The sequence below is a fragment of the Vibrio sp. R10-SG3-ISO3 genome (assembly GCF_059834225.1).
In genome coordinates, this window is sequence record NZ_JCBDHE010000016.1 from 92159 (window position 1) to 105246 (window position 13088).

Annotated in this window: 13 protein-coding genes and 1 other RNA gene; 10 read left to right on the forward strand and 4 right to left on the reverse strand. The window is 50.9% G+C overall.

The annotated features are described in order from the left end of the window. Window positions 1–3: 3 nt before the first annotated feature. Both sspA and sspB read left to right on the forward strand, forming a co-directional pair. Window positions 4–639 carry a stringent starvation protein SspA gene (gene sspA, locus AC6R1A_RS03850; RefSeq protein ID WP_334554316.1) on the forward strand — a complete coding sequence of 212 codons (636 nt, stop codon included), beginning with the start codon at window positions 4–6 and terminating at the stop codon, window positions 637–639. Window positions 640–647: 8 nt separating this feature from the next. Next, window positions 648–1118: a ClpXP protease specificity-enhancing factor gene (gene sspB / locus AC6R1A_RS03855; RefSeq protein WP_334554318.1), complete on the forward strand. Its 471-nt coding sequence runs from the start codon at window positions 648–650 to the stop codon at window positions 1116–1118. 95 nt (window positions 1119–1213) lie between these two features. On the opposite strand, the gene AC6R1A_RS03860 is transcribed toward sspB, so the two are convergent. Genes AC6R1A_RS03860 through AC6R1A_RS03875 form a run of 4 tightly spaced genes read right to left on the reverse strand, consistent with a single transcriptional unit; the run spans window position 1214 to window position 4559 of the window. After that, a complete protein-coding gene (locus AC6R1A_RS03860; RefSeq protein WP_500626505.1) occupies window positions 1214–1795 on the reverse strand; it encodes a BON domain-containing protein in 582 nt (193 codons plus the stop codon). Between the two features lie 3 nt (window positions 1796–1798). After that, entirely contained in the window at window positions 1799–2389 is a 591-nt protein-coding gene (locus tag AC6R1A_RS03865) for a phosphoheptose isomerase (protein ID WP_334554322.1), read from the reverse strand. 3 nt (window positions 2390–2392) lie between these two features. After that, window positions 2393–2803, reverse strand: coding sequence for a YraN family protein (locus AC6R1A_RS03870; RefSeq protein WP_500633949.1), 411 nt, complete (start codon window positions 2801–2803; stop codon window positions 2393–2395). After that, on the reverse strand, window positions 2745–4559 hold the full coding sequence (locus AC6R1A_RS03875) for a penicillin-binding protein activator (protein ID WP_500633948.1): 1815 nt from the start codon (window positions 4557–4559) through the stop codon (window positions 2745–2747). Before AC6R1A_RS03875 ends, AC6R1A_RS03870 begins: the two co-directional genes overlap by 59 nt. A gap of 63 nt (window positions 4560–4622) precedes the next feature. On the opposite strand from AC6R1A_RS03875, the gene rsmI reads away from it, so the two are divergent. From rsmI to mraY, 8 genes are all read left to right on the forward strand, one after another. Continuing rightward, a complete protein-coding gene (rsmI, locus tag AC6R1A_RS03880; protein ID WP_500626508.1) occupies window positions 4623–5483 on the forward strand; it encodes a 16S rRNA (cytidine(1402)-2'-O)-methyltransferase in 861 nt (286 codons plus the stop codon). 81 nt (window positions 5484–5564) lie between these two features. Next, window positions 5565–5968, forward strand: an RNA gene (gene rnpB / locus AC6R1A_RS03885) — RNase P RNA component class A. Window positions 5969–6151: 183 nt separating this feature from the next. Further along, window positions 6152–7102: a 16S rRNA (cytosine(1402)-N(4))-methyltransferase RsmH gene (gene rsmH, locus AC6R1A_RS03890; protein WP_500631768.1), complete on the forward strand. Its 951-nt coding sequence runs from the start codon at window positions 6152–6154 to the stop codon at window positions 7100–7102. A gap of 6 nt (window positions 7103–7108) precedes the next feature. Next, window positions 7109–7426 carry a cell division protein FtsL gene (gene ftsL, locus AC6R1A_RS03895; protein WP_500626510.1) on the forward strand — a complete coding sequence of 106 codons (318 nt, stop codon included), beginning with the start codon at window positions 7109–7111 and terminating at the stop codon, window positions 7424–7426. Further along, window positions 7423–9150, forward strand: a complete 1728-nt coding sequence (locus tag AC6R1A_RS03900; RefSeq protein WP_500633947.1) for a penicillin-binding transpeptidase domain-containing protein — start codon at window positions 7423–7425, stop codon at window positions 9148–9150. Before ftsL ends, AC6R1A_RS03900 begins: the two co-directional genes overlap by 4 nt. Window positions 9151–9162: 12 nt before the next feature. Beyond that, a complete protein-coding gene (gene murE / locus AC6R1A_RS03905; protein WP_500633946.1) occupies window positions 9163–10641 on the forward strand; it encodes a UDP-N-acetylmuramoyl-L-alanyl-D-glutamate--2,6-diaminopimelate ligase in 1479 nt (492 codons plus the stop codon). Then, window positions 10638–11996: a UDP-N-acetylmuramoyl-tripeptide--D-alanyl-D-alanine ligase gene (locus tag AC6R1A_RS03910; RefSeq protein WP_500631765.1), complete on the forward strand. Its 1359-nt coding sequence runs from the start codon at window positions 10638–10640 to the stop codon at window positions 11994–11996. The genes murE and AC6R1A_RS03910 overlap by 4 nt, the downstream gene beginning before the upstream one ends. Continuing rightward, a complete protein-coding gene (gene mraY / locus AC6R1A_RS03915) occupies window positions 11993–13075 on the forward strand; it encodes a phospho-N-acetylmuramoyl-pentapeptide-transferase (protein ID WP_334554339.1) in 1083 nt (360 codons plus the stop codon). The genes AC6R1A_RS03910 and mraY overlap by 4 nt, the downstream gene beginning before the upstream one ends. Window positions 13076–13088 lie beyond the last annotated feature (13 nt).

The window sequence follows — 13088 nt, forward strand, 5'->3', positions numbered from 1 at the left end:
TCCATGGCTGTAGCTGCCAATAAACGTTCTGTGATGACTCTATTCTCAAGTGCATCTGATATGTATAGCCATCAGGTACGTATTGTTCTAGCAGAGAAAGGCGTAAGTGTTGAAGTAGAGCTTGTTGATGAAGCAAACCTACCTGCGGAACTTGGTGAACTGAACCCATACAAATCAGTACCAACCTTAGTAGATCGTGAGTTGTCACTGTATGACTCAAAGATCATCATGGAATACTTGGACGAGCGTTTCCCTCATCCTCCATTGATGCCGGTTTATCCGGTTGCTCGCGGTAACACGCGTTTGATGATCTACCGTATCGAGAAAAACTGGTACTCATTGGCTGAAAAAGTGCTTAACGGCACAGCTGATGAAGCAGAATCTGCACGTAACAAACTCAGAGTGGATCTTTTGACTCTTGGCCCAGTCTTCGCGGAATACGAATACTTCATGAGCGAAGAGTTCAGCTTGGTCGATTGTTACCTTGCTCCTTTATTGTGGCGTTTACCACAAATGGGAATCGAACTGGTTGGCCCAGGCTCAAAAGAGCTGAAGGTTTACATGAACCGTGTCTTTGAGCGTGATTCATTCCTAGCATCCTTGACTGAAGCTGAACGTGAAATGCGTCTAATGCGTTAATGGTTGGCATGGATATCGAGAAAATGACCCCACGCCGACCGTATATGCTTCGTGCATTTTATGACTGGTTGGTGGACAACGATTTAACGCCTCACCTTGTTGTTGAAGCAACATTACCAGGCGTTCGTGTGCCGGAAGAGTTTATTCAAGATGGCCAAATTATCCTCAATATTGCGCCTCGCGCTGTGGGTAATTTGGAACTGGGCAATGAGGCGATCACCTTCAGCGCCCGTTTCAGTGGCCGCCCACACTCTGTCATCGTGCCTCTTTATGCTGTTCAGGCCATCTATGCCCGTGAAAATGGTGCAGGGACGATGTTTGAACCCGAAGATGCTTACCTTGGTGAGATTGAAGAAAGCTTGGAAGATGAACCTCTATTCCCACTGTCTGTAGCGACTGAGGAAGAGGTCGAAGAGACTGAGCCAAGTGATGAACCACCTAGGCCCAAAGGTCGACCGAGTTTGCGTGTCATCAAGTAACGCGAATGAAACGATAGCAAAAAGCCGCATTGTGATGCGGCTTTTTTTATATATCGATTAGGGAACAGCTCGATTAGGGATAAGCGACGAGTCGTTTATTCGTTGCTTTCTGCAATCTGGAAGGCGCGGATGACTTGTTTTACCCCAGAGATATTACGCGCAATGTCGGTCGCTTTATCGGCATGTTGTGGTGAGACATAGCCAAGCAAGAAGACCTCTTTATCCTCTGTGATCACTTTGATTTTGATGCCGCTCAGCTCAGAGTCGGTCAAGATCGCTGATTTCACTTTGGTTGTGATCCAACTGTCATGACTTACTTCGCCAGCACTCAGCGGCGCTTTGATGCGAATTTGGTTATAGACGGTTTTAACGCCTTTCACTTCACGAGCTTTTTGTTCAATTTGCTCACTCAACGCCGCATCGTTTGCTTGCCCCATTAGGACGACTGTTCCTTCGTAGGAGCTGGCGGTAACACGAGCATTACCACGAACCGGCTCTTTGTTTGCGATTCCCGCCACTTCGAACTCAATATTGTTATCGTTCCAGATCTCTTGTGTGGTGCGTGGGTCAATCACAATGGCGGCCGTTGTTGCAGCGCCAGCAATAAACAACCCGGCACAGCCTGTCAGGGATAGGCTGGCAATTAAAACAAAGATAATCGTTTTCAATGACTTCATGGCTTACTCTTCGTGAGCAGGAAACAACACTTGGTCAATAAGATCGCACAAGCAGTGCAAAGTCACCATATGAACCTCATGAATTCGCGCGGTTCTGTGAGATGGAATGCGAATTTCCACATCATGCTCACCCAGTAACCCAGCCATCTCGCCACCGTCTTTGCCGGTTAACGCGATGATGGTCATATCGCGAGTCACTGCCGCTTCCATCGCTTTGATGATGTTCTTGCTGTTACCGCTGGTTGAGATCGCCAGTAAAATATCGCCAGGTTGGCCAAAAGCACGCACTTGTTTTGAGAAAATCTCAGTGTAGTGGTAATCGTTGGCGACGGCGGTCAGCGTTGTGTTGTCGGCAGTCAGCGCCATCGCGGGCAGGCTAGGTCTTTCTGTTTCAAAGCGATTGAGCAAGCAAGAGACAAATTGTTGTGCGTTCGATGAAGAGCCACCATTACCGCAACATAGAATCTTGTTACCGTTGAGTAAGCTTGCCACCATACCTTGCGCTGCGTGAGTGATCGCATCGGGTAGCGCTTCTGCGGCGGCAATTTGAATTTGAATGCTTTCTTTGAAACTGTCTTTAATGCTCTCTAGCATTGATTATCCTTGAGTGATTGCGTTTTTTATCCATTCGATTTGGCTACCTTGCTCATGAATCGCCACTAGGTCAAATCGAAAATGGGTATCGTGCACCGAAAGGCCATGCTTGAGGAGCCACACATTGGCGGCTCGCACGAGTTTTTGCATTTTACTGTAGGTCACGGTTTCAGCCGCATGACCAAACGAAGTGCTCTTTCGGTAACGAACTTCAACAAATACGATGGCGTCGCCATCGCGCATGATCAGATCTAACTCGCCGCTTTTCGCAGTAAAATTGCGTTCAAGCGGGACTAACCCCTGACTCAGCAGGTGCTGCTCAGCCAGGCGTTCATAGTGTTCGCCGTGCGCGCGTTTATTGCGCACTACCGAGTTGAGCCCAGCTGATTTCACGTTGTACGACACAGTGCTCATCGATACTCAGAATTCCTGTTTGTCCTTCGACTGAGTAGCCTTCGATCACTTTCATTTGTGGCAGCACTTCCATCAGGGTGTAGGCGTCCATCCCCATCGCTTGAAGTCGTTTCTCCGCGTGTGAGCTGTTGGCCCACAGACTGTCCATCTGCTGCTTCAGGTGGGCATCAGGGTGGATAAGGAGTGGAATATCACTGTAGCTGACGCCCGTCAAATCCTCGTACTGACGTTGGCCGCTGTTACTGCGAGAGTTAGAGTAGAGTGCAGGAGGCGTCGTGTCTGGGTTGATCGCCACTTCGATGAAGGGTTTGATCAGGGTAATTTCGGCACTGGTCGCCACGATGTACACCGCATCCACATCTCGACGGCTGCGTGGCTGTGTTTCAAGTGGGATATTCAACAGTGATTCCATTTGCGCGATGTTTTGCTGGCTCTCTTGCAAACCAAAAATGGTGTTGATGTTCTTTTGCAACTGGCGCTTGTCACCGAAGAGACTCACTGCCACTTTATTCTCACTGTATTTATCCCACTCTTGTTCGAAGGACTCGACGACGCGCTCGCCCAAACGACCTTGCGGCGCAAGGATGAGTGGGTAGCGAGCGCCTTGTTCAAACAAGTGCTTCGCCGCTTGTGCCACCTCCTGTTCAGGAGAAAGCGCTAAGTAGCAGGTGTTGTGACCAAAGTTGGTTTCATCCGGAATATTGAGAGCCAACATCTGCAGTGAGTGGGCACTGGCTTGTTGTGCTTCTTGCAGCGCTTCGATGTTCTCTTTCAATAGCGGACCAACGATAAAGTCGATGTTCTTTTCGATTAGCGTCGCGTCTAAGTTCGCCATATCCAGTGTATTGGTATCAATGACGGTCAGGGTCGCGTTCTCATCACGCGCATCATCATTCATCATATTGAAAATAAACCCATCGCGAATCAGTTGCGCTTGTTTAGCAAACTTGCCAGAAAGAGGCAGAAGCAGCGCAGTGTTCACGGGTTTTGTAATATCGAGTGCCAGAATGTCGCTGAGGGCTTGGGGTGTATACAGCGCGGCTGGATGGTCAGGATTGCTCGCCATCCAACGTTCCAAGCGCGATTTTAATTGCGGAATGTTGCTGGCAAACGCTTTACTGTCATTGGCCAATTCTAGCCAACCTGTCAGCACGGTTTCATTCGGTGCCACACGCAGTTTGGCAAGCTCAGACAGCGAGTACTGCGACAGGTTCTGCCAGACGCCATCGGCGATAGAGGCTTGCTCTGAGGCATTGAGTAGTTCGCTTTGGGCAATTAAGGATCGCGACGCGTCAAGGTAGAGACCTTGCTTGCTCTGCAGCGCGGCGCGTTTTTGATAGTACTCTTGCCACTGCTGACGAGGCAGTGACCAAGACACTGGAAAATTCAGCTGAGACAAGGCATCGCTGTGCTGACCTTGACTGATGAGTAAGTCGGCACGAGTCAATTGCCACTCAGCTTGCTGCTGTGGCGTGAGGCTTTGTCTCGCAAGGCGCTTAATCAGTAACTCTGACTGCACCACGTCACCGGCCTCAACGGAGGCTTTCAGTGCCATGATCAACCAATCCACTTGCAAACTGCCGGTCGTGCTGTCTGCCCGCATTAGGTAGGTTTCTACCGGTTGAGAGGGATCGAGTAAAATATCGACAGACTGCGGCGTTTTGGGCGATGAGGAACACGCAGCCAATGTAATAGCGAGTGCTACAGGAGTAAGTAAGCGTGTTACACTTGGGCGCTTATGGTGATTGTTAGCCATGAGTTCTTTCGTAATTCCGTATAAAATTGTGTCTATATTAATCGTTGAAGTGATGGTAAACAAATGACAGATAGCAAAACCTTACCGACAGAGGTGCCAACCCTCTACATTGTACCCACCCCGATCGGTAATCTGGGCGACATTACTCAGCGAGCGATAGAGGTGTTGTCATCGGTGGATTTGATTGCTGCAGAAGATACCCGTCACACGGGTAAGCTGCTGTCTCACTTCAATATCCCAACTCGAACTTTCGCCCTCCATGATCATAATGAACAGCAAAAAGCGCAAGTGTTAGTTGATAAATTGTTAGCTGGGCACTCCATTGCGCTGGTCTCGGATGCAGGAACGCCACTGATCAGTGACCCAGGTTACCATTTGGTCACTCAATGTCGTCAAGCGGGCGTCAAAGTTGTGCCTTTGCCTGGAGCATGTGCGGTGGTCACAGCATTAAGCGCCTCCGGTCTCCCCTCTGACCGTTTCAGTTTTGAGGGATTTCTGCCTGCCAAAAGCAAAGGTCGTAAAGACAAGTTCTTAGAGATCGCAAAGGCAGAGCGAACCTGTATTTTTTACGAGTCGCCACACCGCATTCTTGACTCTCTTGCTGACATGCTGGAGATCTTAGGCCCTGAGCGTGAAGTGGTGTTAGCGCGAGAACTGACGAAAACGTTCGAAACCATTCAAGGCATGCCACTCGGTGAGCTCGTTGATTGGGTGCGCAGTGATGAAAACCAACAAAAAGGCGAAATGGCGCTGTTGGTTCATGGTTACCGTGCCGACAGTGATGACGGCCTGCCGGATGAAGCTACTCGAACATTGGCTATTTTGACCCAAGAACTGCCGTTAAAAAAAGCTGCGGCGCTGGCGGCTGAGATCTACAACCTGAAAAAAAATGCACTCTATAAATGGGGGCTGGAACACCTCTAATCTAGCCAAGTTGTTGGTTATTTGGGCGCTCACACACATTCCCCTAGACAGGCTGATGGCTTCTCTATACAATCCGCCACCGGAGTCGACTCGGTAGCCGCTGCTTTATTGATGTCCCCTTACCTTGTGTGGGGGAGACTGATGAAGGGGAGGAAAGTCCGGGCTCCATAGAGCAGGGTGCCAGGTAACGCCTGGGGGGCGCAAGCCTACGACAAGTGCAGCAGAGAGAAGACCGCCGATGGCTCAATTTCTTCGGAATGAGCACAGGTAAGGGTGAAAGGGTGCGGTAAGAGCGCACCGTGCGACTGGCAACAGTTCGTAGCAAGGTAAACTCCACCCGGAGCAAGACCAAATAGGCCTCCACATTGCGTTGCTCGCGTAAGGGGGCGGGTAGGTTGCTCGAGCCAGTGAGTGATTGCTGGCCTAGACGAATGGCTACCACCGTGCAAACGGTACAGAACCCGGCTTATATGTCGGCTCCACCTTTTTAAGACCCATCGTAACTTAGGTTATGATGGGTTTTTTGCTTTACGCTGACGAAATTTATTTTGTAAGCAATAAACTTAGCGCAAAATCACGCCTTCCTTGTGTCTAAAGGTGGCGAATGAGCGTTAAATCAGTACACTGGAACCCTTAGCGCGTGAATGCGAGAGCAAACCGAGATAACTATGACCGAAGCATTTAAACACATATCCGTCTTACTTCATGAATCGATTGATGGATTGGCCATTAAACCTGATGGCGTCTATATCGATGGCACATTTGGACGAGGTGGTCATAGCCGTACGATTTTATCTCAGCTTGGTGAAAACGGACGCCTTTATAGTATTGACCGTGATCCACAAGCGATTGCAGAAGCCAACAAGATTGATGATCCGCGATTTACCATCATCCATGGTCCATTTTCAGGCATGGCTGAATACGCGAAACAGTATGATCTCGTGGGTAAGGTGGATGGCGTGCTGCTTGATCTTGGCGTGTCATCGCCACAGCTTGACGACGCAGAACGCGGCTTCAGCTTTATGAAAGATGGCCCCCTCGATATGCGTATGGATCCTACTTCCGGCATGCCGGTCTCTCAATGGCTCGCACAAGCAGACCTTGATGATGTTACTTGGGTAATTCGTGAGTTTGGCGAAGATAAGCATGCTCGCCGAATTGCCAAAGCCATTGTTGCCTATCGTGAAAACGAAGAGAACGAGCCCTTGGTGCGCACCGGTCAGCTGGCGAAGCTGATTTCCGACGCGGCTCCGAAAAGCTTCAAAGAGAAAAAACACCCAGCGACGCGCGCCTTCCAAGCCTTTCGAATCTACATCAACAGTGAGCTTGAAGAGATCGACACCGCACTCAAGGGCGCCGCGAGCATTCTTGCGCCGCAGGGACGACTGTCAGTGATCAGCTTCCATTCCCTTGAAGATCGTATGGTGAAACGTTTTATCCGCAAAGAGAGCAAAGGCCCAGAGGTGCCACATGGCATCCCAATGACTGAAGCGCAGATTCGTGCGCTTGGTAGTGCCAACCTCAAAGCGGTGGGTAAGGCGATTAAACCGACCCAACAAGAAATTGAGCTCAATGCGCGCTCGCGCAGCTCGGTGTTAAGGATTGCCGAGAAGCTGTAACCTCCTATGAGTCAGGCAAAAGGGAACCTCGCTAAAATTATCGCACTCGATCTACTGACCGTAGGTCGAGTGCCGCTGCTTTTATTGATGTTGATTTTTTCCAGCGCTATGGCGGTGGTCTTTACTACCCATCACACGAGACAGGCGGTCACTGAGAAAGATAGTGCTCTTGGTGAGCGAGAGCGCCTTGATAACGAGTGGCGCAACTTAATCTTGGAAGAGACGGCTCTGGCTGAGCACAGCCGAGTCCAAGATGTGGCGATCAAAGAGCTCGAGATGAAGCGCCCCGATTCAGACAAAGAAGTCATCATTACACTCCCATGAGCAAAAAGAACGTCGAACCCATCAAACCGCAAGAAAAGGACACTCCGGCGAGCCTGATTCGCTGGCGCTTTTATTTGGTGATCTTTATTGTGTTCTGCATTTTTATGGCGCTCGTTGCTCGTATTGCGTTTATTCAGGTGGTTGAGCCGGGCAACTTGATCAAACAGGGCGATCTTCGCTCAGTGCGCGCGAAAACCTTGCACTCGGCGCGCGGCATTATTTCCGATCGTAATGGTGAGCCACTTGCGGTCAGCGTGCCCGTTGAGGCTGTATGGGCCGACCCTGTTAACATTTTCAAACATGGTGGCCTGAGCGATATTGATCGTTGGCACGCGTTGGCCGATGTATTGGGCCTTAAGCGCGAGGAGCTGATCGACAAAATCAATCGTAACCGCTCAAGACGCTTTGTCTATTTGCAACGGCAAGTTAGCCCAGCCATGGCCAATTACGTGCGAGAGCTGAAGCTGTCTGGCGTAGGATTAAAAGCGGAATCACGTCGCTATTACCCCGCGGGCGAAGTCAGTGCACACTTAGTGGGTGTGACGGGAATTGATGGTCACGGCCTCGAAGGGGTTGAGCGCAGTTATGATAAATGGCTCACCGGAGAAGCGGGTAAACAGATCATTCGTAAAGACCGTTATGGCCGAGTCGTTGAAAATATCTCACTCGAAGAGCGTGAAGAGGGCAAACCGCTTGAGCTGACCATCGATCAGCGAATTCAAGCGATTGCGTATCGAGCGATTAAGCAGTCGGTCGCCGATCACCGTGCAACGTCAGGATCGGCTGTGGTGCTTGATGTACAAACGGGCGCGGTGTTGGCGATGGTGAATGCGCCGTCCTACAACCCCAACAATCGTAGTGACCTTCAATCAGCGAAAATGCGCAACCGCGTGATCACCGACGCGTTTGAGCCGGGCTCAACCGTGAAACCCTTTGTGGTATTAGCGGCACTCGACAATGGCAGCGCCGATGTCAATACGGTCATCGATACCGGCAATGGCGTGTTTGAAATTGGTGGCAGCAAGGTTAGAGATACGTCGAAAGTGGGCAAAGCCGATCTGACGACCATCTTGCAGAAATCGAGTAACATCGGCGTGACCAAACTGGCACTCGATATGCCGCTTGAGGCTCTGCTTGGTATGTACAGTTCGGTCGGATTTGGTCAACCTTCGGGATTAAACTTGGTCGGTGAAACCTCCGGTATCTTCCCCAATCGCCGTCGCTGGTCGAAGTTTGAAATTGCGACCTTATCATTCGGGTATGGCTTGACCATTACCCCGCTCCAACTGGCGCATGCGTATTCCACCTTGGGCAACTTCGGCGTCTATCAGCCCGTACACATCATAGAGAACAACCAACAAGATTTTTCACGTCAGGTCATTGACAGCGAGCACGCGAAAATGGTGTTGAGAATGCTAGAAACTGTCACACAGCCGGGCGGCACTGCAACCAAAGCGGCAGTGCCGGGCTATCGAGTTGCGGCGAAAACCGGCACATCACGCAAAGCGATCGCGGGGGGATACGGAGATGAATACTTCGCCTATACCGCGGGGGTAGCGCCGGCCAGTAAACCGCGAGTGGCGCTGGTAGTGGTGATCAATGAGCCTCAAGGTGATAACTACTACGGAGGCTCGGTCGCGGGTCCCGTGTTTGCTGAAATTCTCAAAGGGACACTGCAACTGCTTAATGTTGCCCCTGATGAAAACCGATTTAAAAATGAGTAAGTGAGAGAGCCAATGCCAACAACACTCACATTAACGCAATTATTACGACCTTGGCTTGAGTTGGGCGATGAGCTCGCGATACCTGTTCGCCAACTTGAGCTCGACAGTCGCCAAGTAACCAAAGGATCGACCTTTGTTGCCATCCAAGGTCACGCTTTGGATGCGAGGAGGTTTATTCCGGCCGCGATTGCTCAAGGGGCCAATGCCGTTATTGCACAGGCGTGTTCGCGTGCTCCGCATGGTTTGGTGGAATACATTCAGTCGGTGCCTGTGGTGTATGTCGATGCACTTGATCAGCGTTTATCTCAGTTGGCGCTCTCCCTATATCCAGTCGCAGGGAATCATCTGATTGGCGTCACCGGTACGAACGGTAAAACCACAGTGACGCAGCTCATCGCTCAATGGTTAGAGTTGCTAGGGCTGCGTGCGGCGGTGCTCGGCACTGCGGGTAATGGTTTTCTCGAGAACTTGCAGCCTGCGGTCAATACCACAGGCAGTGCCGTGACGATTTGTCAGATGCTGTCTCAGCTTCAGCAGCGAGGTGCACACTACACCGCGATGGAAATCTCGTCTCATGGTTTGGTTCAAGGCCGGGTGAAAGCGCTTCCGTTTGCAGCGGGCGTGTTTACCAACCTAAGTCGTGATCACCTCGATTACCACGGCACGATGGATGAATACGCTCGTGCTAAGCAAATGCTCTTTACTGATCATGCCTGCCAGCACGCGATCATCAATGCCGACGACGCCGTCGGTGCCCAGTGGCTGACTGAGCTTGATCACGTGACGGCGGTTTCTCTCTCTCCAACGACCCACAAACGTGCCGTGTTTGCTCATCATGTATTGTATTCAGAACAGGGTATCGAGCTGCACTTTGATGGTCTCTATGGCCAAGGTGAGCTTCAAGTACCCCTCATCGGCCAGTTCAATGCCAGTAATGTGCTTGTGGCGATGACAACGCTGCTTGAGTTGGGTTTTGATAAATCGGCCTTGATGGCGACAGCGCCTCAACTAGAGCCCGTCATTGGACGTATGGAGCTGTTCGCTTCACCCGGGAAAGCAAAAGTGGTGGTCGATTATGCGCACACGCCAGACGCATTAGAAAAAGCGTTGCAAGCGCTGCGCGTTCATTGTCACGGCAAACTGTGGGCGATTTTCGGTTGCGGTGGCGATCGGGATACGGGTAAGCGTCCAATGATGGCTTCGATTGGTGAACAACTGGCTGATCAGGTTATTTTGGCCGATGATAACCCGCGCAGCGAGGATCCTAAGACCATCGTGCAAGATATGCTGGATGGCATGGCGAAGCCAAACTTGGCGATTGTCGAGCATGATCGCTATCAAGCCTTGCGTTACGCGCTAGCTAACAGCCAAGCGCAAGACATTATCTTGCTTGCAGGCAAAGGCCATGAAGATTATCAAGTTTTGGCAGATAAAACCGTGCACTACTCTGATCGTGAGTCGGCGGCAGAGCTATTGGAGTCTCCTTTATGATCACTATGATGTTATCTCAATTAGTCGAGCCACTGTCGGCGGAGTTGATTGGCCAAGATGTGGCGATCGAGAGTGTGTCAACTGACACGCGTGCCATCGAAACGGGCGCGCTGTTTGTTGCCTTGGTCGGTGAGCGTTTTGATGCGCACGATTTTGCGGCCAAAGCCGTTGATTCCGGCGCGGCGGCGCTGTTGGTCAGTCGAGTTTTGCCGCTTGATATCCCTCAGCTATTGGTCAAAGACTCCAAAGTGGCGCTAGGGCAGTTAGGCGCCTTCGTTCATCAGTTATGCCAAACCCCGACGGTGGCGATCACAGGAAGCTGCGGTAAAACCACGGTGAAAGAGATGGTCGCTAGCATCATGAGTCTTCAAGGACAAGTGCTGTTTACTGCGGGTAACTTCAACAACGATATAGGTGTGCCGTTGACCTTGCTCCGTTCGACGCCGGAAGATGATTATGGCGTGATTGAACTCGGCGCCAACCACATTGGTGAAATCGCCTATACGACCGCCTTGGTCAAACCCGATGTTGCCCTCGTGAACAACGTTGCGGCGGCGCATTTAGAAGGCTTTGGTTCGATTGAGGGCGTGAAGCAAGCAAAAGGAGAGATCTACCAAGGGCTTGCGTCTGGCTCAGTGGCGATCGTCAATCTCGATAGTCATGGTGGTGAGCATTGGAGTGGTGTCTTGGCCGATAAACAGGTCAAAACCTTTTCTATGACCGATGCAAGCGCAGATTACTTTGCTACTCACGTGGTGTTAAACGCGTTGGGTGAGGCAAGTTTTATTTTGCGCACTCCAAGTAGTGAGCTGAGCGTCAAACTCGGTATTATTGGTCAGCACAATGTTGCCAACGCACTGGCTGCGGCGGCTCTGGCGAAAGAGTTAGGTGCCAGCGATGAGATGATTGTCAAAGGGCTAGAAAGTCTTGCCAAAGTGAAAGGGCGCGTCGAAACCGTCGCATTGACCGATGAGATTCGTCTTATCGATGACAGCTACAACGCCAGCGTCCCCGCCATGAAAGCGGCGGTGGATCTCTTGTCGAGTTTTGATGGGACGCGCTGGCTAATTTTGGGGAATATGGCAGAGCTTGGTGACGAAAGCCTTGCACTTCATCGTCAAGTCGGTGAACATGCTGCCCCCTTTAACTTCCCTTATGTGTTGACCTATGGTGATGACGCAGAGGTTATCAGCCAGGTTTGCCAGGGGACACATTTTTGCTCTCATGAGAGCATGATTGATTATATTAAGCAGCAGATAAAGACGCACCAAGGGCCACAAACTTTGCTGGTCAAAGGTGCCAATAGCGCCGGTATGTTTAAAGTCGCGGCTGCTGTGAAGGAGATGTTTGCATGATTATTTGGCTTGCGGAGCTGCTACAGCCATACTTTTCATTTTTTCGCCTGTTCGAATATTTGTCGTTCCGAGCCATTGTCAGTGTATTGACGGCCTTAGCGATCTCTTTGTGGATGGGGCCTCGTATGATTCGCCGTTTGCAGATGTTGCAAATTGGTCAGGTGGTACGTAACGAAGGGCCAGAGTCACACTTTAGTAAGCGTGGCACGCCAACCATGGGCGGTGTGATGATCTTAACTGCGATCATGACAACGGTTCTGCTTTGGGCGGATCTGGCTAACCCATATGTTTGGGCTGTGCTCGCCGTACTTGCGGGCTACGGCGCCGTCGGGTTTGTCGATGACTATCGCAAAGTCGTGCGCAAAAACACCGATGGCTTGATCGCGCGTTGGAAGTATTTCTGGCAATCCGCGATCGCATTAGTGGTGGCGTTTGCACTTTATGCTCACGGTAAAGATACCGCGGCGACACAACTGGTGGTGCCCTTTTTCAAAGACATTATGCCGCAGTTAGGTCTGTTCTATATCGTGCTGACTTATTTTGTGATTGTCGGCACCAGCAACGCGGTCAATTTAACCGACGGTTTGGATGGGTTGGCGATCATGCCAACGGTGCTGGTCGCTGCAGGTTTTGCCGCCATTGCCTGGGCTACTGGTAACGTTAATTTCGCCAATTACCTGCACATTCCATACGTGCCTCACGCATCAGAGTTAGTCGTCGTGTGTACGGCGATCGTGGGAGCGGGGCTAGGCTTTTTATGGTTTAACACCTACCCTGCACAAGTCTTTATGGGCGATGTCGGTTCACTGGCTCTTGGCGGTGCGCTTGGTACGATTGCGGTGTTGGTGCGTCAAGAGTTTGTATTGGTGATCATGGGCGGCGTGTTTGTGATGGAGACCTTATCGGTGATCCTTCAAGTGGGCTCATACAAATTGCGTGGGCAGCGAATTTTCCGTATGGCGCCGATTCACCATCACTACGAGTTAAAAGGCTGGCCGGAACCTCGGGTTATCGTTCGTTTTTGGATCATCTCTATCGTACTTGTTTTGATTGGACTGGCGACGCTGAAAGTTCGCTAATCCCCGTTTTGTT